The following is a 22,425-nucleotide window of genomic DNA, read 5'->3' as shown; positions in this document are numbered from 1 at the left end:
GTGAGGAGCCACCTTTTGACCCGGACGGAGCGCGATGGCAGCGCCCCTCCCCTCCTTTCCTTTTCTTTTCCCTCTCCCTGCTTCAGGCCACGACAACGATTTCGAGGTGGTCCCGCATGAACTGCATGGCCTCGGTGTGCTCCGACGGCTCGGGCTCGGGCGCTTGCAGAGAGAAAGTCTCTTCGGAGTCCGGCTCCGTCACTGGCACGACAGGGCCGTGCGACAGGTCGGCCTCATCATCGGCTGCTCCATCGAAATCATCTTCAGGCATCTCGTCCAGGTCCTCATCGTCCACCACGCTTTCCAGCTCCCGGATCTTCGCCTGTTTTTTCTTCTGCTTTTGCGTCCAGACGTCCTGCGCCTGCGCAAACGATGCGACCTCGGGCAGCCAATGGCCTTCCCCGACATGGTTCATGAGGACCGCACGCATTTCCTTGCCGGTGTTCTGCGGCGCAAGCCCTTCTGCCTGCACGGCTTTGGTGATGCCGGGCTTGCTGTAGCATTTGAGGAACGCCTCAAAGGCCATGCTGGGCATCTTCTGGTCGGCACCGAACAGGACGCCCACGAGCTGCGCTGGCAGGCCACTGCCGCTGTGCATCGACACGTCGCAGTTCAGGATGCTTTGCAGGACGGTGACGGCATGGCGGCGGATCAGCGTCTCGTCACGGACAAGGCTGCCCTCAGGGAACAGGTCAGCCATCGCGAGCGTGCGCGCGGTTGGCTCTGACCAGTTATTCCCGCTGGCATCGCCATGCACACGGACGTTCTCGGCTTCCAGCGCCAGCAGGAGGGCTGCGATCAGCTCCCATGGATCGGCCGTCTCGGCCACCTCGCCGAGGGCTTCGCGCAAGGCGACGGTGCGGATCTCGCCGATCATCTTGTGGCCGGTCCCGGAAACGTCCGGTCGTTCCTTGGGAGCCTCGGGCTCTGCGGGTCCGTTCGCATGGCTTTGCGTGAAGGCAACAGAAGGGCGGCAGCGTTCTTCCACGATCTTCAGGGTCCGGGGATTAAGGCCGTAGCCCATGACCTCACCCTCCTGTGTCGCCATCCAGGTTCCCATGGTGATGAAACCTTCGGGCGCGCGGACGTATCCGTACTCGTCCGAGCCCAGAATAATGGAGTTTTCGGGCCGCTCATTGTCCAGCCAGTCCTGCTGCGCTGCCGCGTAAGCCGTGGCATCGAGCGTGTAGCGGCTGTCCGTTCCGGGCTCGGCAAACAGATCCTCCATCCAAACGATATTGTGCTTGCGCGCAAGATCATCACCAAACCGGGCGTCGCGGGCATACCATTCCCGCTGCTCAAGGTTCCGGGCAAGGGCGCCCCAGGCCACGGTGTCCTTCGGATCATCGGCCTTCACGCGATACTCGGCCGGATCCTCGTCGTCTTCCACGCTCTCGGAGAACATTTCCGCCCATGCGTTACGCTGCTCGTCCAAAGATGCCTGGGCGATAATCTTGCGCTGGCGGTCATCCGGTCCACGCCCAAGGGCGATGGCGTCGAGGATGGGCGGGTGCAGCTTCGCCAGAAGGCTAAGACGCTTGAGATAGCTCGGCGTCACCATCAGGGCCGAACAGACCTGCGGATCCGTGTAGCCAAGCTCCTCACGCAGGCGGGTGACGCTGTTCCACTGCTCCGGCTCCGTCATGTCGAGACGGACGAAGTTCTCGCTGACGGCGGCCAGGGCATCGAGGTCTTCGCTCTGATCTCCGACATAGACGTCGATTTCAGGAAGCCCCGCATAGATGGCTCCCTGCGTGCGACGATGTCCGGCCACGATCATCAGGCGTCCGTCTTCCAGTTCCCGGACGGCGGGGGGATGGAGGATGCCGATCGCCCTGATGTTCAGGGCCAGCTTGCGCAGTTCCTCCAGACTTCCGATGGAAGAGCGCGGATTGTTCGGGTTGGGCACAAGGGTTTTCGGATCGACGCGGCGAAGTTCGGCCATGGAACGCTCTTTCTATGATTTTTCAGATCTCCCTCCCGCGTCACGGGCCAGCCAGCCGCGCAAGGCCGCGCGCAGCGCGCCCGGCCTGAGCCTTGCGCGGCTGGCTGGTTCGTGACAGCCCCGCCTTTCCTCTTATTGCTTCACCCTTTCAGAACACACTTCTTTCAGAAATTGCATCAAATCCGTGAATGCTGTATTTTATGTAAATAAAGGAGAACGCTATGCGCACATTCTCGACAAGCGATTTGTCCCGGAAATCCGGAGACATCATCGCCAGTGCCCTGCAAGGGCCAATTTCAATTAATCAGCGCGGCAAACCACGGTTGGTTATGCTGAGTGTCGAACAATACGAGGCATTGGTGGGAAGCGCACCAGAGCGTACTGCCGGTGCCACTACGGAAATGCCTCAGGATCTGGTGCACGACGTAGCAAATGCGATTGACGGGTACCTGTTGGAAACCCGCACAGAACCATGAGTCAGACTTTTCGGCCCGGGATGGTACTGCGATACCCTTATCTCTGGCATTGGCAGAGCGGAAATGGCGAAACAGAAGGACGCAAAGATCGTCCAACAGCAGTTGCCGCAGTCTTTGTGGGACGTGATGATCGTCAGTACGTTCTTCTCCTTCCCCTGACGACGAAACAACCCTCTGGACCACGCATTGCAGTCGAAGTCCCGGCAACCGAGAAAAAGCGAGCAGGCCTTGATCAGGAATTGCGCCAATGGATCCTGTTGGACGAATACAACCTGGATCCGACCGCTACCTCGTATTACTTGCAGCACACGTCATCCCTCGGTCAGTTCAGTGACGCGTTCATGCGTCCCGTACTGACACAATTCCGGAAGCTTCTGCCTACGGCAAAGCGAGTTTCTCGCTATCCTTGAGAAGACCGCTTCCGCCTCATCTCAGTCGCACATTTGCTCCGTTCGATCTCCGCATAGCGGACGTGACTTACGTACTGATAGGAGACTGCCGAGTTTGGGGACAGAGACTGCTAAAAGCAGCCGTTTGGTCTGGATACATCGAACAAGCTTATTCCTCCGGCTTTTTGGACTCTGAATACGTTAGTTCAGAAATAGGGTTCAGAGGAAAATGACGAGGAGAAGAGCAAGATAGCCTGTATAAAACCCGAGGTTTCCGCGCGTCGACGGGCGGAAGTAGATATGGTATGCAACAGTTAAATATGCTGATTTAACGGAAATACCATGACAGGCGAACACGGGACTCTCTTTGATGAGCGGTTTTTGGGCAGATATGCCGGTGCCATCATGTCCGATCCGACAACGGCGCTCGTGGAACTAGTCGCCAATTCTTGGGATGCTTACGCCACCTCGGTAGAGATTCAATGGCCGGATCGCTCTACTGGTGCCCTGTTCCGCATCCAAGATAACGGTGTGGGCATGACGCCGAACCAATTTGAAGTGCGCTGGCGTACTCTCGACTATGATCGTATTATCCACCAGGGCGAATTCGTATCTCCACCACCTGAGTTGCTTGGAGCTTTGCCGCGGCCTGTATACGGCCGTAACGGAAAGGGACGCCACGCAGCTTTCCTGTTCTCCTCACCTTATAGAGTGCGGACATGGCGCGATGGTGTAGAGGCTACTTACACAGTGACGCAAGGGCACCGAAATCCCATTGAGGTGCAGCAGGAAAATCTACGCAAAAGTGCTACCGGTCATGGAACGGAAATCTCCGCTATCCATTTGGTGGCATCCTCACTTTCGGCTGCAGATGCCCGCGCGCTGCTAAGCACCCGTTTCCTTACCAATCCGGAATTCGTCGTCTCCGTCGATGGCGTCAGGGTGTCTTTTAGCGATGTACCGAAGGATTGCCTAAAAGAATTAGATGTCAATGTTCCCGGACATGGCAAAGTCAAGGTTTTAGTGATCGACAGCCAGCGCGCTGATAGAACCGCCAAGCAGCACGGTATTGCGTGGTGGGTCAATCGACGGCTGGTCGGTCAGTGCTGCTGGCGCTTATCAGATCAGGAAAGGGTACTCGATGGACGAACCGAGGAAGCTAAGCGCTACACCTTCATCGTTTACGCTGACTTCCTCGCTCCTACCGTGCAGGCCGACTGGTCGGATTTCAAGGTGGACAACCCGATCTGGCTCGCAACCCAGGAAGCCGTACAAGGTGCCATTCGTGATGTTCTTCTCGGCATCACGCAGGAAAAGAGAACCAAGGCTAAACAAGACGTAAGAGACGCACACAAGACAGTGGTTAAGGAGTTGCCCATGCTCAGCCGGGAGCGGTGGGGGCAGTTCCTTGACCAGATTGTCGATCGTTGCCCGAGCCTCTCGGTGAAGCAAATCGATCAGGTCATGGGGTTGCTGGCCAATTTAGAGATGGCGGAATCTCAGTATAGCTTATTGTCTAAGTTACACACCTTGAAACCGAGCGAATTGGACCAGTGGAACGATGTCTTGGAACGCTGGACCATTAGCACAGCGAAGGCTGTTCTTGATGAAATAGAGAAACGCCTGAAGTTAATTGAAGAAATCCGTGCCAAAACATCGGATCCTGAGACTGATGAAGTCCAAGAACTCCAGCCCCTTTTTGGTCAGGCACTATGGATTTTTGGTCCTCAGTATGAAAGCATTGAGTTCACTTCGAACCGGGGAATGACTACCGTCATCAAGACTTTGTTCGATGGCCAGCAACAAGGGTCACGGAATCGACCGGATTTCGTTGTCACGCCGAGTAGCAGCGTCGGCTTTTACGCCCGACCGTCCTTTGATGCCGATGCCAATGAAAATGGCACAGAGGTCCTAATCATTGTGGAACTGAAAAAGCCTGGGGTCATCTTAGGAACCGATGAGAAAGCACAGGTTTGGAAGTACGTCAGGGAGTTGATCCAGAAAGGCTATGTGACCGACCGTACGACCGTATTCGGATATGTCCTGGGAGACCGCATTGATCCGACCGAAACTGGGGAGCGGAAAGAAGGGGATCGGACTATCATCCGTCCCATGCTCTACAGTAGCTTCATCGGACAGGCGGAGAAACGGATGCTGAACCTGCATCGCCGCTTGACAGATGCGCCGTTTATGAAGGCGACTCTGGCCCGGTTTGTTGAAGCTGATAACGCCTCTTTGCCAACGCAGCCGTCACTGCTGGAGCAGTCCGTAGACACGACGATTTCAGAAATTGAGGTGGGCGCGGCCGTCATTGCCAACGCAACGGCTTGATGGTTGTCGAAGCTCATTTCGGCGAGAGGCATCAACAATGAAGGCAAAACTTCTGCGACAAGCGGTCGAATTAATCAAATCGCTGGAACATCCTCAACATCTTCTCAAAGGGGATGAATTACGGATCTGGCTCAACTGGTTGGCTTGTCCGTGAAGTCCTTATGCATTTTCTATAGGTTTGGCAGCCTACGTAAACACCAAGAACCTAGATAAAAATACAGAGAAATTTCTTTAGTCCTTTCCCCCTCATACGGAAAGAGTGCCTCGCGCTTAGTGAGGCGGTCGGCTAATCCAAATAAGGCTACACCTTGGGCTACTGGAGCACGTCGCCCGAACCTGTAGTGATGCTCAGTCGTCCTTTGGCATGACAGTGTAGGATAGCTGCATAAGCCGACAAGTTTCTGCTCGTCCAGAGATCGCGCAGGCCCGGCTTTGGGTAGAGTTTTAAAAGGTGGGAACGACCACGCTCCAAGCGTACAGCCAGCGTCATACCAAATTGAAAGAACTGGTCCCCGGCAAGCACATAAAATTCGAGGGACATAATCCCGCCTGAAAGATGCTGACGACCCAGATCATCTGCGTGTTTTGATATATTACTCAGTATAAGGCATTCATAGTGCTTGCAGAGGATAGCATGTATATAGAAACAACAATAAATATATAAAGTGTATTTATGAACTATTTATGGGGGCTTTCCAATCTTGTCGGTTGGGATGAAAGCGTTTATTATCATATTGTTCTGTATAACACACCAATACAGGGGATAGAAAATGACTTCAATTCACGATCAAATATCAAAAATACTCGATGATGAGCATCGCAAAATTAAAAAAGAAAAAGAAATAAAATGTGAACATAATATTGATTCGAGAAATATTGAGTTTATAGAAATAACAATTTCATATGCACAATCGCACTTTCAAGAAATATATAGTTGAATAGATATTGATATGTCTTATTTGTATTCTAAAGAAGATACTCAACGCCCATTTCCTCAAGGCCCATCGGCAACACCAGGAAGGTCTGAATTTTTCCGCGATTATGGGCGGGTTATTCATTCGCCAAGTTTCCGCCGACTACAAGGGAAAACACAGGTATTTCCATTGCATGAGTCAGATTTTTTTAGAAGTAGGCTTACTCATAGTTTAGAAGTATCTCAGATTGCTCGCGGAATAGCGTCTAGACTGAATGCTACATGTGCAGATCTCCAAAACAATCCGCTCGATAGCGACTTGATTGCGACGTGCTCTTTGGTGCATGACCTTGGACATCCACCCTTCGGGCACAATGGCGAGCGCGCCCTTGACGATTGTATGAAATCGGCTGGAGGGTTTGAAGGTAATGCACAGACATTACGTATTTTATCAAAAATTGAGAAAAAGGTTGTTGAAGGTGGCGTCAGTTATGGATTGAATTTGACTTACAGAACACTAGCTGGAGTTATAAAATATGATAACTTAATTCCAGAAATTAGAGCCCATGATGAAAAATTATGCAAAGGTTATTATATAGAAGAATCTGAACTTGTAAAAAAAATAAAGCGTAATGTTTTAAGAGGAGATGGTTTACCCAGTAAATTTAAGACTATAGAATGTCAAATAATGGATATAGCTGATGATATAGCTTATTCCACTTATGATCTTGAAGATTGCTTCAAGGCTGGCCTCCTTGATCCGGTAAAAATATTTAGCTCGCCGGATACTTTGTTTTACAAGCTATCGGCTAAATTAACAGATATTTTCAAAGAAGAGGTGAGTGTAAAAGATATAAAATCGGTTCTCGAAGGAGTATTTTCTGGTGATGCAAAGAACTATCCAATAAATGATTTTGATTCTTTTATTGATGTCAATAAAATGTACAAAAGTCTTTCCAATTCAGCATATGCACGAACCAAATTTTCATCGACATTAGTCGGAAATTCTATAAATGGTATCGATATGGATTTTTATGACAAGAACAACCCAGCTTTGAGCACAATAAAAATTAAACGTGAAAATAAGTTAATAGTAGAAGTGTTAAAAAACTATACATATTTGGCTATGATAAGTTCGCCTATAGTTAAAGTTCCAGAGTATAGAGGATATGAAATAGTAAAATCTATTTTCAATAGTTTTTCAAGTGCGGGCGGGAAACATCTTTTGCCTGAGGACATCTTGTTAGAGCACGAGAAAGCTTCTTGCCTATCGGCGCAGAAAAGACTTATATGTGACTTTGTCGCAGGTATGACTGATCGCTACGCTGTGGAATTCTACGAGAGATTGCATTCGAACACAGCTCAAAGCATGTTCAAGCCAATTTAGAAGAGAAATCGACTGGTCTTAAGAGTTTAGCTATAAAAATTCTTAAGACCAGGTTATATTTGGCCAAAACTCAAATAGGCATTTAGTGCGTTTCGGAAAAATAGCACTCTGCTCCCGGACCTTTACCTGCATCTGGCCCTACTGACACAATTACTTCTTGATCAGGCTTGGAAAATTTCCTAATGCAAGAAAGACATAATTTTTCGACAGGGTATTGATCAGAAGTGCGATCAGAACTCATATCGCCCCATAAAGTACATTCTCGAAAACTTCTCATAATGCTTTCACTCCATTATTCAGACAACGACCTCAAAAGATCATACTAAGTATGGTAGTTAATCTGGCTGATATGATCAACATAGACACCAAGCCGGTCCAAACGTCTTTCATCTCCATGTCCGCTTGACGATCATCTGATCTAATAGCGGACCTACCACTTCCCCTCCATTTCTGACTATCTTCCCAATTTTCACGTAGCTTCGAGCGCGGCCTTTGCTTCAGCCTCTTCCGCTTCCTCACGGCGCTGCGTATCGGCTGCCAGATCCGCCTCAAGGGCCGCCATGGCCTCGCGTTTCTCCTGCAACAGCGCCGCCTCCGGGAAGGCCAGACCCACACGGGCGCGGTAGCCGGGCAGCTTGCGCTCGGCTTCCTCCACCTGACGGCGTGCGTCCGCCAGTTCCGCCTCGAACCGCAACAATGCGTTCTCGATGCGGCTGACCAGCCCGACCGGGCTTGTCTCGCGGTCAAAGTCCATGCCGAGGATCCGCCCGTCCAGCACAAGACCGAGGGTCGCGTCCCACGTCTCCTCGCCGTCAAAGCGGGTGCGCCAGGTCTCGCACAGGATCTCGAAGCCGCCGATCGTGCCGAGCGTCCACTTGCCTTTCTCTCCGGACTTCGCGGCGAGACGGGCCTGCGAGAGGAGCCACTGACCGGCCTTCTCACGCTCGGTCATCTCCCGGTCCTTACGCACCAGCCGGAACGCTTCACCGCGTGTCGGCTCACGCTTTGCGATGTCGTTCTGAAGACGCGGGATCACGGCCTGCGCTGTCTCACGGTCACGCTCGGCGCGGTCGATGGCGCGACGGACGTTATACTGATCGTCGTGATGCGCGGCCTGCAACCGTTCCAGACGCGCCAGCTCGGCCTCCAGTCCGGCCTTCTGCATCAGGCGTTCATCCCCTGACGCAAGCGCCTTGGCCATGGCGAACTGGTTGGCTTCCGCCCCCACATCTTCCAGACGGCGGATCGTCCGGTCTCCGGACATGGCAAGGCAGATGAACTTCTGCTTGCGCTCCAGCATCTGCCAGTTCGTCGCGTCCACCGACCCCTTCAGAGCGTAGGCGTAGAGCTGGATCACCGGGTTCTGGTTACCCTGCCGCTCGATCCGGCCCTCGCGCTGGATGATGTCCGAGACCAGCCAGGGCACATCGAGGTGATGCAGGGCAATCAGCCGCTGCTGCGCGTTCACACCCGTTCCCATGGTCGCTGAAGACCCGATCAGGATCCGCTTGCGTCCGGAGTTCATGTCACGAAAGAGCGCCTGCTTGGCCGTGCTCTTCTTGTAGTGCTGCATGAAGGCGATCTCGTCGCGCGGCACGCCCATGCGGATCAGCTCGTCGCGGATCCAGCGATAGGCCGAGAAACCGCGTGTCTCCAGGGCGGATTCCGTTCCCAGATCCGAGAAGATCATCTGCGTGGCACCCGGCAGGTCGTACTCCCGTCCCGTCTCCGGGTCGGTGTAGCGATTGGCCGACGTGTCCTGCCAGATCTGGAAGACCTTGCGAATCATGACGTTCAGCTTGTTGCCGTTGTCATTCTCCGCCCAGTTCCGCACGAAACGCAGGTCGATGGCAGCGTGCCGGGCATCGGTGATGACGGACAACAGGATGTCGTCACCCTTCTTGGGCTTGCCCGTGCGCTCTTCAATCGTCTTGATCCGCTCGGCGAGCGTCTTCTGATACTCGCGGAAGGCGTCCCCACTATCGGCCACGACGATCTCACGCCTGCCGCCCGCCACCTCTGGCAGTTTGACGTAGCGTCGCAGGTCGTCCTGCTGCACCACGTCGGCAAAGTCGCGATACATCGCCATCAGATCGGCGACGTTCACGAACTCGGAGAACCGCGTGACAGGCTTGTAAAGCCCGCTCGGCTGAAGCTCCAGTTCCGTGCGGGTCTCGCCAAAACTTGCGGCCCAGGCGTCGAACTCGTGCAGACCACGCTCGACAAGGGCTGGCAGATCCATGAACCGCTGGATCGAGAACATCTCCCCCAGGGTGTTGGTGATCGGCGAGCCTGACGCCATCACCAGCACGCGCTCGGGATTACGCTTTGCGAGGTAGCGCGTTTTGACGAACAGATCCCAGGCGCGCTGGCTGCCGTTCGGGTCGATCCCCTTCAGATCGGACTGGTTCGTGCCGAAAGACAGTTTGCGGAACTGCTGCGCCTCGTCCACGAGGATCTGGTCCACCCCGATCTCGCCGAGATGCACGAGATCGTCCTTGCGGCTGGACAGGGCCTTCAGCTTGGCTTCCATCCCCTCCTTCAGGCGCTCGATGCGCTTGCGCGACAGGCGGTCATCCCGGTTCACATTCTCCAGAAGGCTTTCGTAGGACGCGATCTGGTCCTCGACCATTTCCTGCTCAAAGGCGCTCTCGACCGGCACGAACTTGAAGGCGTCATGCGTGATGACAATGGCGTCCCAGTTCCCGGTCGCGGCGCGGGCCAGGAACCGCTGGCGCTTGTCCTTCACGAAGTTGGTCTCATCCGCCACGAGGATCTGGGCGTTCGGGTAGAGCATCATGAACTCACGCGCCATCTGTGCAAGGCAATGTCCGGGCACCACGATCATGCCCTTGGAAATCAGGCCGAGGCGCTTTTGCTCCATCACGGCCGCGCACATCGAGAACGTCTTCCCGGACCCCACCGCATGGGCCATGTAGGTGCTGCCCTTGGCGATGATCCGCCAGATCACCCGCTTCTGGTGGTCGCGCAGGCTGATGGCCGTGCTGGCTCCCGGCAGTTTCAGGTGGGAGCCGTCGAACGTGCGCGGGACAAGGTTGTTGAACGCATCGTTATACAGCCGCACCAGACGCTCGGCGCGGTCAGTGTCCTGCCACACCCACATCTCGAACGCGGTCTTGATCGCGGCCAGCTTTTCCTTGGCGGCCTCGGTCTCCTTCGTATTCAGTTCACGGTGTTCGCCATTCACATCGCGCCAGGTGTCCCAGATTTTCGGGCTGGCCTGATTGAGCGCATCGTCCAGAAGATCCCCGGCATGGCGGCGCTGTGTTCCCCAGACCGAGGTGGCCTCCGCCTTGCCGGAAAACCCGCTCTTGTCCACGCTCCAGGTCGCCACCTCCATCGTGTGGTGAATGGTCGTGCGGACCCCCATGACCTCTGCGACGAAAGCCTCGACATCCGGCACGGGGATCCACGGGGCTCCCAGGCGGGCCGTAATGTCAGACGGGCGCAGGTCTTCGGGCTGGACCTCTTCAAGGGCTGCGACGTTGCGCAGATAGCGTCGGTCGCGCTCGGCAGCCTCCCGGGCCTGCGCCAGCTTGGTGCGGACCGCCCCTGACAGGGCCTCGTCGGCCGTCACCCAGACCTCACGGCCACCTGTGCTGCGGATCGGATCGAGATAGACCGAGGATCCGAGTTCGGCGAGCACCTCCTCACCTGGGCGGCCAAGAAGCTCCGCCATGCGCTCGACGTCCACGCCGCCTGTCTCGTGCAGGGAGACCGCCAGCGCATCATGAGCGCCGTGAACCTCTGGCTCGGATGGAGCCTGAATCACGCGCTCGCTGAAGATCGGACCCGGACGGCCGGTCTGGCTTTTCTCGTCATACTCCTCGATCGAGCTGACCAGCCACACATCCGGATCGTCGTAGAAGGGCTGAAGGTTTGGACGGCGCTGTGTGGACTTCTCCTCACCCGTCTCTTCATCCACCCGCGTTGTGGTGTTGGTGAGGTTGATCGGCCCGAACTGACGGGCGAAGGCCTGATACGCGCGTTTGAGATCGGCCTGATGGGCGCTGTATGGCAGGTTTTCCACCTGTGCCCGAAGCACGAGCCGGGCCGCATCCCTGACAGGAATCAGGCCCTTGATGATCGCGGCGTGCTTCTGGAAGATCCCTTCCTTCTGCTCGCCTTTCTTCACCTTCACCAGCACGGTTTCGCCGTCAATGATCTGGTGCAGCGCGCCCTTGTGCAGCAGGTAGCTCCCCTCTTTCAGCAGGGCACCGTCTGCGGCCGTTCCGATCTGGGCGGCGTGGTTATCCTGCACAGTCGCAACATCGAGCGTCTGCGGGGCCGGGAAGCGGGCCAGCGAAGAGAGACGGCCAAGGGCCAGTGGCAGGGCCTCGTCCAGCATCTGGAGCGGATTGGCCTTGCAGGTGTATTCGGGTCCGAACTGACCGCTCGTCCAGTCGTGCCGGCCGAGAACCTGCTGGCCGTTTTCCGCGAAATAGCGGTTGATCCGCAGCGGGCCTTCGCCCTGATCGGTGTCCTCCAGCGCAGCCACGTCCAGCCAGGTGGCATCGCCCGCATCCTCACCCGGTGCGCGGCGGCGGAATACGAGCACGTCCACCACGACATCCGTTCCGGCATCGTCACGCATGGCTCCGGCTGGCAGGCGTGCGCCGCCCACGAAATCGGCTGTCTCGAATATTGTGCGCCGTGCGCCGGCATCGGACTTGTCCATCGTCCACCGCGACGTGACGAACATCGCCAGCGCTCCGGGACGTAAACGGGAGATGGACCGGGCGATGAAGTAGTCATGCAGGGACAGGCCAAGGCGGCCCAGCTCGTCCGTGCCTCGAACCGTGCGGTTGCTGAAGGGCGGGTTGCCGATCACCAGATCGTAGCGCTCCGCCAGCCTGGCCGTCGTGAAATCCTCGGACCGGACCCACTGGTTCGGAAACAGCTTGCGCGTGATCCGGGCCGTCAGCGGATCGTTCTCGATTGCGGTCCAGGCGGTTTTCGGGGCCAGCTTCGGGGGCACGCTCGCCATGAAAAGCCCGGTGCCACAGCCCGGTTCCAGCGCACGGCCGCCCCGGAACCCCATCTGGGCCACCAGATCCCACATCGCATGAACGATCAGTTCGGGCGTGTAGTGGGCGTACTGCGTGGCCCGTGCCAAACCGGCCCGCTCCTGCTGGCTGGTCAGGGCCTCAAGCTGGCTGCCGATCTCTTCCCACCCGGACCGGAAGGTCTCTCCGGCACGCGGGAACAGGCTGTTGGCCAGCTCTCCGGCCCCGAACCCTGTGAAACGGGCGAGCACGGCCTGCTCTTCCGCGCTGGCGTTGCGGTCTTCCGCTTCCAGTGTGGCCAGAAGGCGGATCGCTGCCAGATTGTCGCGGGCGCGCTCTTTCCAGCCCTGGGCGAGGCCACGCGTTCCGCTCAGGACGAAATCCACTTTCGGCAGGACGGCGGGGATCGGAGCCGGGGCCTGTGTCGCCTGTCGAACCGCAGCGGCGGCTTCCTCAAGGGCGCGGTCTCCGGGAAGATCACCCCAGTAGAGATTGGACTGGCTGCCGCCGAGTGCTGAGGTATCGAAAAAGCTCAGTTGGGACATGGACATGGAAAAACTCCGGACAAGCGGCAGCGCCCGGTACTGCGCGGAGGCAGACCGGGGGGCCGGAAAACAGGATCAGTTCGGGGAGAGAGGCGTCAGGCCTCCCGGATCAGCGCGGGGTCAGAGGGGACCAAAGCGCAGGCGGATCTGCTCGCGCTCGTTCTCGGACAGGCGGGACAGCGCCTCACGGTGGTAGGCCGAACCCTCGCCTGCCTGCCTCGCCACGCGCCACCAGGCCTGAGGATCGCTGCAATGCAGACCCACCAGATGCGTCTCGTCATTGTCGGGTCCGCATCCTTCGAGGAGCGTCCAGCCTTCCTTGTGAGCCTGTTTGAGGTCGAAAGCGTGCGCCTGTGCGGGGCGTTCGAGGGTCTCTGACATCGTCTTTATTTCCTTTCCTGACCCTCTCCGGCGAGCGCAGGACAGCGCGACCTGCCAGAGCGACGCGCAGCGTCGGGACCGCCCGGCCCGCAGCGTAGCGAGGACACGGACGGACCCACCTCTTGCGGGGCGGGCTGGCCTGTGCTGCCCCCTTCCCCTCCTTTTTCTTTTTTAACCTTCTGTTTTTTCTTCTTTTTTTTCAGGTCGGACCTGCGCCCTGTCCGAACGCTCCGGCCGGGAACTCCCAGGCTGGTGTGAGGACGGTTGGGATCGGCCGCGACGACAGGCACGCGCGGGCCAGATCGGGTGCTGACAGTGCAGCGTCATACGGCCTGCCCTGCTCCGCGAGCTGCTCCAGGGAGACGGTCCGCTTGATCGTGCAGCCGAACTGCTGCTCGTACTGTACGAGGCGTTCAAAGCGGGCTGGATCGAGCCAGCGGATCGTTGCAAACTGCCGCGCATCGCCAAAAATACAGATGGCACAGGACAGCCTGGAGAAGCCGATGCGGTATGGCAGCGCCGGCATCACATTCCAGCGCTTCAGACTGTCCCAGACCTGCGCCTCGCTCCACTGGTGGACCGGCCGCCAGTGATCGACATGCCGGCGACGGCGCGTGCCATGTCGCGTGTCCGTGCGGTGCGGCTCGAAGGCGGCATAGCGGGCACGGTTGGGGCTTTCTTCAGCCCGCTCGCCCGTTACGAACAACGTGCGACGGTTCAGAAAGCGCTCCTGCCCCCGCAAGGAGCGATCGGCGACGTCAATCTTGGTGACGCTGGAGCACCATCGGGTCGTCAGGCTGGCGGAGACCTGGGGAAAGCGCAGGCGCGTCCCGTTCGGCCCCTGCCCGCCTGCGCGGATCAGACCCTCAGGGCTTTCGAAAAGAACAGGGGCTGTCGGTGCGTCCTTGCGGAGCATCTCCCGCTCGAAGCCGCCCTCTCGCCAGGAGCGATAGAGCGGCAATCCAAAATCCTGCGCCAGCGCGCTCACATAGGGCGAGGTGGAGGGCCAGTCCATAAAGGATGGCCCCTGCCCGTCCACCTCGTGATGCCACAGTTCCAGGCGGTCCTTCGGGGCACCAGCCTCAAGGAGGGCGAAAAGGCAGGCGAGGCCGTCTTTCCCGCCCGAGACGGCCACGATGATACTGTCATACGACGTCAGATCAGGCGTCATGACACGAACCTGCTCACCGGGGCACCTGTCCTGACAGACCGGCACATTAGCGCCGTGGCAACTGGAGTGGCCCGGAGGGTCAGAGGCTTGACGTGCCGGTTGTCCCAGCTCAGGCCTTCGCAGCGTGAGAGGAGTCCAAGCTGGGTCGCTGCCTCATCCCGGCACGCACACACCCGTTCATTACCGCCCGCACTGCGACGGCAGGGCTCATGGGCTGGCGCGTTGCAGCCCGTGCAGGCAATCGTTAGCGCTGGATCACCGCCAGCCCAGTGCTCGTTGCACTTGCGGCAGGATACGGGCTCCTGCGTATCGGTCCAGCGCATGGGCGGCCGACCGCGTGGCGTTGGGACGTAGGGAAGGTAATGACGGCGCATGATGCTCGATCCATTTCTGGTTTTTGAACATCGTCGCGTCCGGCTGGGAGCTGTTCAGACTGCAACAGTGCCGCGCAGCGGCAGGATCGACGCGGCCCGCAGCCACGCGCAGACGGCGTAGCCGGCGAGCATGGCGAGGACACGCGTTGACCCACCTGTTGCTGGCTGGGCAGATCCCAGCCAGCCCCCTCCCTCCTTTTCCCCCTCTTATTTGTATTTAATCGCTTACATGTTTTCATGTACATGTGTTTATTTACATGTTGTGAATTACAAGTAAGTTTACCCATTTGTTGCTTTTGCTTTATCGCTCCAAGGTGGGTTTGAATCAGGAGACGGAGAACACCTTAAGCTTAAAAGCGGATAAAGGTACATGTAATTATCAACATGTACCTTTATATTGGAGACTTAGCGCCGGCGCCTTTTACGCTTGTCCTCAATCAGATCAGCCTCCCTCACTTCATACCCGGCTTCGGAGAGGGCCTTGAGAACAAGATATTGCTTTGTGACTTTGGCTTCCGCCGCCTTTAGCGATAGCTGCCGATCCACATACTCTGGAATAACCATCCGCAAAGATGTCATAGCAGGATCGGGCTCATCTAACGATGTCTGTGCGCCCCATTTTGTGCCTAGTGCACGGCTGTTTTCTGAAACGCTACTGTCTTCGACGATCTGTGGGGCCTTGAGATCACGAAGATTAGGTCGCTTAGCTGGACGAGGCGTCAGCGCATCGGTGATGGGCGGTAGAGGAGATTTTGTCATCTAGCATTCTCCGCCAGAGCAGACAGCTTCTCAAGAAGCTCCTCGGCAATAGCTTCTACATTCTGGGCTGCGGGAGACGCACTTGCACTTTCAACCGGGCTTGTGCCGGTGATGTGCATCTCTCTGAAGGCAGCTCTTTCCAACATCGCCGCCCTGAAGACTGGTACGTTCTGCTGCTCTACACTCTCCCTAACATGCTTCGCTGCTCTGGACTCAAAGCCAGGTAACACACGGCTCCAAATGAGAGCACGGGGAATAGAGCTTCGCGCGAGGTCTTCTGCATCGTCAATCTGAGCGATAGTTTTGAATGCGTCCCGCACGTCCGGAAGGCTCGCTTGGCATGGCACAAGCACGAAATTGGAACGCTGCAACGCCTTTAAGGCTAGGGTGGAGGACCCCCCAGGAAGATCAATGATCGTCAGGTCACTCTCGCTTTCTGCACTTCGCACCTCGGCCAAAATATTGTGCTCGTCTATTGACGGCCGAACCGTGAGATCCTGCATCTCGCTTTTAGCCCCGAACTCGCTAGCGTGCTGATTTAAGTCACAGTCTAGAAGGCGGACCTTGTAGCCCTTTTGAGCAAGGGCAGTTGAAAGAATGATCGACAAGGTGGTCTTCCCACACCCGCCCTTGGCCGAAGCTATAGATAAAACAGCCACAGAAAATACCTCACAACAGAACCGGCATTTACAGATTTACATGTAGTGGATGACATGTTGTTGGTTACATGTCAATAGTTACATGTCTTTCCTTACATGTTCTTGTGTACATGTACACATATTGCACATCGGTGCCACGTTCGTCAGTTTTCTGCGTTTTTTTCAGATATTTGCAGAAAGGCATCCACTGGTTCGGTTTCAGACATCAAGATTTAGGTTGCTTCGCCTTAAAGTTTGTTCTCTTTATGTTCTCGTTAAGGAGAACAAAGATGACAACGGACGCCGTGGCGCGACTGCGCGAGCAGGTCCGACGCCTGGAGCGTCGAAGCCTCCCTCATTCCCATACTGACACCCTGCCTACCGGGCATTCTGCCGTCGATGACCATCTCGGTGGTGGCCTCAAAACGGGTAGCCTGCATGACTTCCTGATCTCCGATCCTCTGGAAATCGGAGCCAGTCTCGCCATGCTGCTGCCCATCCTGAAAGAGGGCAGGGGGCCGGTCTTCTGGATCAGCGATACACCTGCCGAACTGAATGCCTGGGGACTGCACCAGTCCGGTCTGTCTCCAGATACTCTGGTCTGCATTGAAACGGATCCCGCCAGCCTGCTCGCTGTCGCCGAAGACGTGTTGCGCGGACCAGAGCGCGCACTGGCTGTCATTACTGGCAGCCACGTCCCAACACTCAAAGAAATCCGCCGCCTCAATCTGGCTGTGGAGGGGAGCGGGAACACAGGCTTTTTCCTGCGTTCGGCCCCTCTCACACGCGCTCCCGGGAAAGATCCCTGCGCGTGCGCCACGCGCTGGCGGATCCTTTCTCATTCCTCAGCGCCACGATTTTTCCCGGGACTGGCCATGCCGCTTCCCGGTTCCCGACGCCTTTCTGCCGCGCTGCTGCGGGTGAGGGGAGGCCGCCCCGCTCACTGGATCCTCGACTGTACCGATCATGCGCCGCTTTCTCGCTCTCTGGATGCCCTTCTGGCGCACCGAGCGCCTTCAGCTCTCGCGCCCGAAAGATTTCCCGGCCGACAGGCCCCTGATCGTGCACGCGCCAGCGCATAACCGTCAGATCGTCACGGGTGTCAGTCCGGTTGCGCTCGCGGCTGGACTGACACCCGGAATGCCGCTGGCACAGGCCCGCTCCCTGGTGCCGGATCTTCTGACCGCAGAAGAAGACGCCGAGGCACAGAGGGCCGCGCTGACAGATCTGTGCTCCTGGCTGATCTGGCTGTCGCCGCTGCCTGCGTTCGACGCCCCGGACGGTCTCTACAGCGACACCACCGGATGCGCCCATCTTTACGGCGGCGAGGCGGCCATGCTGGATCTCGTCAGGGACCGCCTGAAGGCGAGGGGGCATTCCTGCTCCGTAGCACTGAGCGATACCGCCGCTGCCTCACGCGCCCTAGCCCGTTCGGGGATCGACCAGATCTGTCTCGTGCCTCCCGGTCAGCAGAAACAGGCTCTGCATTCGTTGCCCTGTTCAGCACTTCCCTTACCCGAGAAGACGCTCTCCAGCCTTAGCCGACTTGGACTAAACACGATTGGCGCCCTCGCAGACCTTCCGCGCCCACCTCTGGCCAAGCGCTTTGGCGCAGACCTCCTGACCTGTCTCGATGAGGCTCTGGGACGGCAGGTCCGCCCGCTCAGCGTGTTTCAACCTGTGGACCGGATCTCCCTGACCCAGTCTTTGGTCGAGCCAATCAGCACACCGGACGCCATTGCCACGGTGATTGCCGCACTCGTGCCGGTTGTCTGCGAAAAGCTGACGGCGCGAGGGGAGGGGGCGCGGCAGCTCGACTTTCTCTGCGTGCGCGTGGACGGATCCATTCAGGCCGTCCGCGTGGGGACGTCCGACCCAACGGCTGACGTGCCGCGTCTGACGCGCCTGCTGCAAGACCAGATTCCTCAGATCGCGCCCGAGTTCGGAATTGAAACCGTCATCCTGACTGTCAGCGCGAACGAACCGCTGGAAGCCGGGCCAGAGCGGTCTGTCCTGCCAGACGAAGCCGGATCCTCTGAAACGGGCCTCCCGGCCTCTCTGATCGACCGGCTGCTGAATCGTCCGGGCGTGGTTTCGGTTCACCAGCTCGCGCCCCGGTTTTCCGCCTGGCCAGAGGACGGGCAGTCTCGCGTTTCTCCATGCGACATGGCAAAATCGCCTCTCGCGGGCCAGATGCTCTGGGCGCGGCCGAACATTCTGTTCGATCTGCCCGTCCGGGTGCAGGTGACTGCCCTGCTTCCGGACGGTGCGCCCCGCCAGTTCGTCCTGAAGCGACAGACGCATCGCATTGCGGCGGCCGATGGCCCCGAGCGACTGCTGGGCGAATGGTGGCAGACGTCCGAAAGTTACGGTGCGATCCGCGACTACTGGCAGGTCGAGACGACAACCGGTCTGCGCCTGTGGCTGTTTCGCAAAGGGGATGGCTCCCACGAGTGGTCCGGTTCAGGTGACTGGTTTCTACAGGGGATGTTCTGATGGACCCCCGCGATGACCTGATCCCGGCCAGCACTTCGGACGTGGCCGAAGTCCTGATGCACGCGCTGTGTTACGACGGACGCAGGCGGACGCATGACGCCGCCGAGCTGATGGCCCGTCTGGTGGCCGAACGGCTAGTCGCCTATCTGGAACGCTCGGGCTTCGTGGTCATGCGCGCGCCCACTAGCAACGCGCCTGACAGCAGCCGACATCCCCATCCCCACCGCCGCTAGACCATGAGCGCGCCTTATGTCGAATTGCAGGTGACATCGTCGTTTTCATTCCTGCGCTCGGGCAGTCAGCCGGATGAACTGATGTTCCAGGCGAAAGCCCTCGGCTATGACACGATCGGTCTGACCGACTGGAACACTGTAGCTGGAGCGATCCGCGCCCATCTGGCAGCGCGCGAGGCCGGTCTGCGTCTCCTACCCGGATGCCGTTTGGCTCTACGTGACGGCAGTGCGCTCCTGGCCTATCCCCGAAACCGTGCGGGCTGGGCGGGTCTGTGCCAGCTTCTGACCCTTGGCCATCACCGGGGCGAGCGGGACGTGTTCCTTCTGGGATGGGAGGATCTCGTTACAACGGCATCGGGCCTCGTCCTGATCCTGTTACCGCCCGAGGATCTGGCAGCGCTTCCAGGTCACGTTCAGAGCCTGCTGGATCTGCCCGGACACAGGGCAGGCGAAGAAGAGACCCGGTTTGTCGCGCTGACGCTGCTCCGGCAACCAGGGGATGTGGCGCGGCTTCATGCGCTTGCGGCGTTCAGTGCAGCCCAAGGTCTGGCCTGTGTTGTGACAGGAGATGTTCTCTACCACGATGCGCGCCGCCACGTTCTGCAGGACGTGGTCACGGCCATCCGGGAAGGCTGCACGGTCGATGCTCTCGGCAACCGCCGTCATGTCCACGCCGATCGTCATCTGAAAGCCCCGGAAGAGCAGGCACGCCTCTTCGCCGCTTTTCCGGACGCCCTGGCCATCACACGGCGAATTGCCGAGGCCTGCACGTTCAGTCTGGATGACCTGACCTATCAGTATCCGACCGAGACCGAGAGAACGGGCGAAAGCGCGCAGGACACCCTGACACGCCTGGTCGAGGCCGCAATGCCGCGTCGCTACCCGGCCGGGGCGCCCCCTGAGGTCGAGACGCAGATCGCCCATGAGCTGAGGCTGATCGGCTCCCTGTCCTACGCACCATATTTCCTGACCGTGCATACCATCGTGCGTCATGCCCGCTCACTCGGGATTGTCTGTCAGGGGCGCGGATCCGCCGCAAACTCGGCGGTCTGCTATGTTTTGGGCATCACGAGTATTGATCCGGTTCGCTCGGGTCTGCTGTTCGAGCGGTTCATCTCGGCCGAACGGCAGGAACCGCCCGACATCGACGTGGATTTCGAGAGTGACCGCCGCGAAGAAGTCATCCAGTGGATCTACCGGCATTACGGCCGCCACCGTGCGGCGTTATGTGCCACCGTGCAGCGCTATCAGCCCAAGGGCGCGTTGCGCGAAGTCGGCAAGGTTCTGGGGCTACCGGAGGATCTGACTGGCCAGCTTTCAAAGCATGTGGCTTCCTCTCTCGCCGATCCGGATCTGTGCAAAACGCGCGCGGCCGATCTTGGTCTCAACCTGAAGGATCGCCGCCTTAGCCTGACCTTCCATCTCGCGCGCCTGCTTCTCGGCTTTCCGCGCCAGCTTGGGACGCATCCGGGCGGATTTGTGCTGACCGAGGATCGCCTGGACGAACTTGTTCCCCTGATGCCGACGGCCATGGACGGACGGCAGATCATCGTCTGGGACAAGGACGATATCGACACCTTGCGTTTTATGAAGGTCGATGTCTTGGGCCTCGGGATGCTGGGCTGTCTGCGTCGCGGGTTCGAGTTGCTGCACACCGTGTATCAGACCCGCATGGATCTCGCTTCGATCCCGGCCGAGGATCCGCAGACCTATCGCATGATCCAGAAAGCCGACACGCTCGGCACCTTCCAGATCGAAAGCCGGGCGCAGATGTCCATGCTGCCGCGCATGAAGCCCCGGACCTTTTACGACCTGGTGATTCAGGTGGCGATTGTCCGGCCGGGACCAATCCAGGGCGACATGGTCCATCCTTATCTCCGCAGACGAGAGAAACTGGAGCCTGTCACCTATCCGTCCGAGACCCTGTGCGGCATTCTGGGGAAAACACTGGGCGTGCCGCTGTTCCAGGAGCAGGCAATGCAGGTCGCGATCCACTGCGCGGGCTTTACGCCAGGCGAGGCGGATCAGCTCCGCCGTGCGATGGCGACGTTCAAAGCGACAGGCGGGGTCTCGCCGTTCCGCGACAAACTGGTCAACGGGATGCTGGCCAATGGCTATGAGCAGGACTTTGCCGAACAGACGTTCAGCCAGCTCGAAGGTTTTGGCAGCTATGGCTTTCCCGAAAGTCACGCCGCCTCCTTTGCCCTGATCGCCTATGCGTCCGCCTGGATGAAATGCCATCACCCGGATGTGTTTTGCGCCGCCCTGCTGAACAGTCAGCCCATGGGGTTTTATGCGCCCTCGCAGATTGTTCAGGACGCGCAACGCCATGGGGTCGAGGTCCGGCCGATCTGTATCAATGCCTCCCGATGGGATTGCACCCTGGAGCGCGGCCGGAATGGACGGTACGCGGCGGTCCGGCTGGGGTTCAGGATGGTGCGCGGGCTGGCGAACGGCCATGGTGCCGCCCTGATCGCGTCTCGGATGCCGGATTATGAGAGTATTGACGATGTGTGGCGCCGTGCCGATGTGCCGGTCTCGGCCCTGGAATGTCTGGCAGAAGCAGACGCCTTCCGGGTATTCGGACAGATGCGCCGTGCTGCGCTCTGGTCAATCAAGGGGCTCGCGGACACGGCGCTGCCGCTGTTTGAAGCGGCGGATCGGGGTCGGAACTTTCCGCTGCCGGAGGTGATCGAGCCGGAGATTGTCCTGCCGCAGATGTCAGAGCGGGCGTCGGTGCATGAGGATTACCGGGCCACGAGCCTCAGTCTGACAGGTCATCCCGTCGCGTTTCTGAGGGAGGGACTGCGAAAAGAAGGGATTATTCGTTGCGGGGATCTTCCTTATCTACGGGATGGGCGCCGGATCCAGCTTACCGGATTGGTGTTGATGCGGCAGCGGCCAGGAACGGCGAACGGCACCATGTTCGTCACGATCGAAGACGAAACCGGTACGGCCAATCTGATTGTCTGGAAGGATTTGCAGGAGAAATTCCGCCGTCCTCTTCTCGCGTCCCGTCTTTTGGCCTGTCGAGGCAGGCTCCAGAAAGAGGGGGAGGTGATTCATGTCATTGTGCTCAGTCTGGAAGACCGGACGCCATTGCTTCAAGGGTCAGAGCTGCTGAAGGCACGGGACTTTCGATAGGAAGCGTAATCGGGTCGACCGATCTTATTTGAAAAATAGAGAGATACTTGTTGGTGTTGAACCTGTGGAGTTGTGGGCAGAGCCGCACCCTGTGGTCAGCCGGCAGGGCTGTCCATCAGGACGCGAGCGACCGCGGAGCGGCTGTCCATAAGTCCAGGGGCGGCTCATGCCGGTATAGCCAAAAGCAGTGATACACAAACATAGGCGTCCTTCTCC

The 22,425-nt window shown here is 58.2% G+C and carries 14 protein-coding genes; 7 read left to right on the top strand and 7 right to left on the bottom strand.

Annotated elements, in window-relative coordinates:
• Positions 1–82: 82 nt before the first annotated feature.
• On the bottom strand, positions 83–1,945 hold the full coding sequence (locus GFJ39_RS06150; protein WP_153430509.1) for a ParB/RepB/Spo0J family partition protein: 1,863 nt from the start codon (positions 1,943–1,945) through the stop codon (positions 83–85).
• Positions 1,946–2,166: 221 nt separating this feature from the next.
• Between GFJ39_RS06150 and GFJ39_RS06145 the strand changes: the two genes are divergently transcribed.
• The 3 genes from GFJ39_RS06145 (at position 2,167) to dgt (ending at position 7,441) form a co-directional block, all read left to right on the top strand.
• A complete protein-coding gene (locus GFJ39_RS06145; protein WP_016738627.1) occupies positions 2,167–2,421 on the top strand; it encodes a type II toxin-antitoxin system prevent-host-death family antitoxin in 255 nt (84 codons plus the stop codon).
• A 731-nt stretch (positions 2,422–3,152) separates the two neighbouring features.
• A complete protein-coding gene (locus GFJ39_RS06135; RefSeq protein ID WP_153430508.1) occupies positions 3,153–5,141 on the top strand; it encodes an ATP-binding protein in 1,989 nt (662 codons plus the stop codon).
• 950 nt (positions 5,142–6,091) lie between these two features.
• Positions 6,092–7,441, top strand: coding sequence for a dGTP triphosphohydrolase (gene dgt / locus GFJ39_RS06130; RefSeq protein WP_153430507.1), 1,350 nt, complete (start codon positions 6,092–6,094; stop codon positions 7,439–7,441).
• Between the two features lie 469 nt (positions 7,442–7,910).
• Here the strand turns inward: dgt and GFJ39_RS06125 are convergent, their stop codons facing one another.
• The 6 genes from GFJ39_RS06125 to GFJ39_RS06100 all read right to left on the bottom strand — a co-directional run bounded on the left by GFJ39_RS06125 (position 7,911) and on the right by GFJ39_RS06100 (position 16,357).
• Positions 7,911–13,019: a DEAD/DEAH box helicase family protein gene (locus GFJ39_RS06125; protein WP_153430506.1), complete on the bottom strand. Its 5,109-nt coding sequence runs from the start codon at positions 13,017–13,019 to the stop codon at positions 7,911–7,913.
• Between the two features lie 114 nt (positions 13,020–13,133).
• Positions 13,134–13,394: a hypothetical protein gene (locus GFJ39_RS06120; protein ID WP_153430505.1), complete on the bottom strand. Its 261-nt coding sequence runs from the start codon at positions 13,392–13,394 to the stop codon at positions 13,134–13,136.
• Between the two features lie 199 nt (positions 13,395–13,593).
• Positions 13,594–14,565, bottom strand: coding sequence for a phosphoadenosine phosphosulfate reductase domain-containing protein (locus GFJ39_RS06115; RefSeq protein ID WP_153430504.1), 972 nt, complete (start codon positions 14,563–14,565; stop codon positions 13,594–13,596).
• A 255-nt stretch (positions 14,566–14,820) separates the two neighbouring features.
• Complete coding sequence (locus GFJ39_RS14050) at positions 14,821–15,045, bottom strand: hypothetical protein (RefSeq protein ID WP_228391825.1); 225 nt, start codon at positions 15,043–15,045, stop codon at positions 14,821–14,823.
• Between the two features lie 299 nt (positions 15,046–15,344).
• Entirely contained in the window at positions 15,345–15,698 is a 354-nt protein-coding gene (locus tag GFJ39_RS06105) for a hypothetical protein (RefSeq protein ID WP_064275342.1), read from the bottom strand.
• Positions 15,695–16,357 (bottom strand): ParA family protein, encoded by a 663-nt coding sequence (locus tag GFJ39_RS06100; protein WP_064275341.1) that lies wholly within the window; start codon positions 16,355–16,357, stop codon positions 15,695–15,697. Before GFJ39_RS06100 ends, GFJ39_RS06105 begins: the two co-directional genes overlap by 4 nt.
• A 269-nt stretch (positions 16,358–16,626) precedes the next feature.
• On the opposite strand from GFJ39_RS06100, the gene GFJ39_RS06095 reads away from it, so the two are divergent.
• Genes GFJ39_RS06095 through GFJ39_RS06080 form a run of 4 tightly spaced genes read left to right on the top strand, consistent with a single transcriptional unit; the run spans position 16,627 to position 22,209 of the window.
• The gene (locus tag GFJ39_RS06095) at positions 16,627–17,418 is read left to right on the top strand and encodes an ImuA family protein (RefSeq protein WP_153430501.1); all 792 of its coding nucleotides are present in this window, start codon (positions 16,627–16,629) and stop codon (positions 17,416–17,418) included.
• Positions 17,303–18,832 carry a Y-family DNA polymerase gene (locus GFJ39_RS06090; protein WP_228391824.1) on the top strand — a complete coding sequence of 510 codons (1,530 nt, stop codon included), beginning with the start codon at positions 17,303–17,305 and terminating at the stop codon, positions 18,830–18,832. The genes GFJ39_RS06095 and GFJ39_RS06090 overlap by 116 nt, the downstream gene beginning before the upstream one ends.
• Positions 18,832–19,065, top strand: a complete 234-nt coding sequence (locus GFJ39_RS06085) for a PDDEXK family nuclease (RefSeq protein WP_099213480.1) — start codon at positions 18,832–18,834, stop codon at positions 19,063–19,065. Before GFJ39_RS06090 ends, GFJ39_RS06085 begins: the two co-directional genes overlap by 1 nt.
• A gap of 3 nt (positions 19,066–19,068) precedes the next feature.
• Positions 19,069–22,209, top strand: a complete 3,141-nt coding sequence (locus GFJ39_RS06080) for an error-prone DNA polymerase (RefSeq protein WP_153430500.1) — start codon at positions 19,069–19,071, stop codon at positions 22,207–22,209.
• The last annotated feature ends 216 nt before the right edge of the window (positions 22,210–22,425 follow it).

This window comes from Gluconobacter aidae (assembly GCF_009547075.1).
Classification (GTDB): domain Bacteria; phylum Pseudomonadota; class Alphaproteobacteria; order Acetobacterales; family Acetobacteraceae; genus Gluconobacter; species Gluconobacter aidae.
Note: the sequence above shows the minus strand (reverse complement) of the source record. Positions and strands in the feature narration are given on the sequence as shown.

What these genes read in the sequence shown, in the direction of transcription:
- GFJ39_RS06150 (WP_153430509.1), bottom strand. Translation starts at nt 1,945, where the DNA reads ATGGCCGAACTTCGCCGCGTCGATCCGAAAACCCTTGTGCCCAACCCG.
- GFJ39_RS06145 (WP_016738627.1), top strand. Translation starts at nt 2,167, where the DNA reads ATGCGCACATTCTCGACAAGCGATTTGTCCCGGAAATCCGGAGACATC.
- GFJ39_RS06135 (WP_153430508.1), top strand. Translation starts at nt 3,153, where the DNA reads ATGACAGGCGAACACGGGACTCTCTTTGATGAGCGGTTTTTGGGCAGA.
- dgt (WP_153430507.1), top strand. Translation starts at nt 6,092, where the DNA reads ATGTCTTATTTGTATTCTAAAGAAGATACTCAACGCCCATTTCCTCAA.
- GFJ39_RS06125 (WP_153430506.1), bottom strand. Translation starts at nt 13,019, where the DNA reads ATGTCCATGTCCCAACTGAGCTTTTTCGATACCTCAGCACTCGGCGGC.
- GFJ39_RS06120 (WP_153430505.1), bottom strand. Translation starts at nt 13,394, where the DNA reads ATGTCAGAGACCCTCGAACGCCCCGCACAGGCGCACGCTTTCGACCTC.
- GFJ39_RS06115 (WP_153430504.1), bottom strand. Translation starts at nt 14,565, where the DNA reads ATGACGCCTGATCTGACGTCGTATGACAGTATCATCGTGGCCGTCTCG.
- GFJ39_RS06105 (WP_064275342.1), bottom strand. Translation starts at nt 15,698, where the DNA reads ATGACAAAATCTCCTCTACCGCCCATCACCGATGCGCTGACGCCTCGT.
- GFJ39_RS06095 (WP_153430501.1), top strand. Translation starts at nt 16,627, where the DNA reads ATGACAACGGACGCCGTGGCGCGACTGCGCGAGCAGGTCCGACGCCTG.
- GFJ39_RS06090 (WP_228391824.1), top strand. Translation starts at nt 17,303, where the DNA reads ATGCGCCGCTTTCTCGCTCTCTGGATGCCCTTCTGGCGCACCGAGCGC.
- GFJ39_RS06085 (WP_099213480.1), top strand. Translation starts at nt 18,832, where the DNA reads ATGGACCCCCGCGATGACCTGATCCCGGCCAGCACTTCGGACGTGGCC.
- GFJ39_RS06080 (WP_153430500.1), top strand. Translation starts at nt 19,069, where the DNA reads ATGAGCGCGCCTTATGTCGAATTGCAGGTGACATCGTCGTTTTCATTC.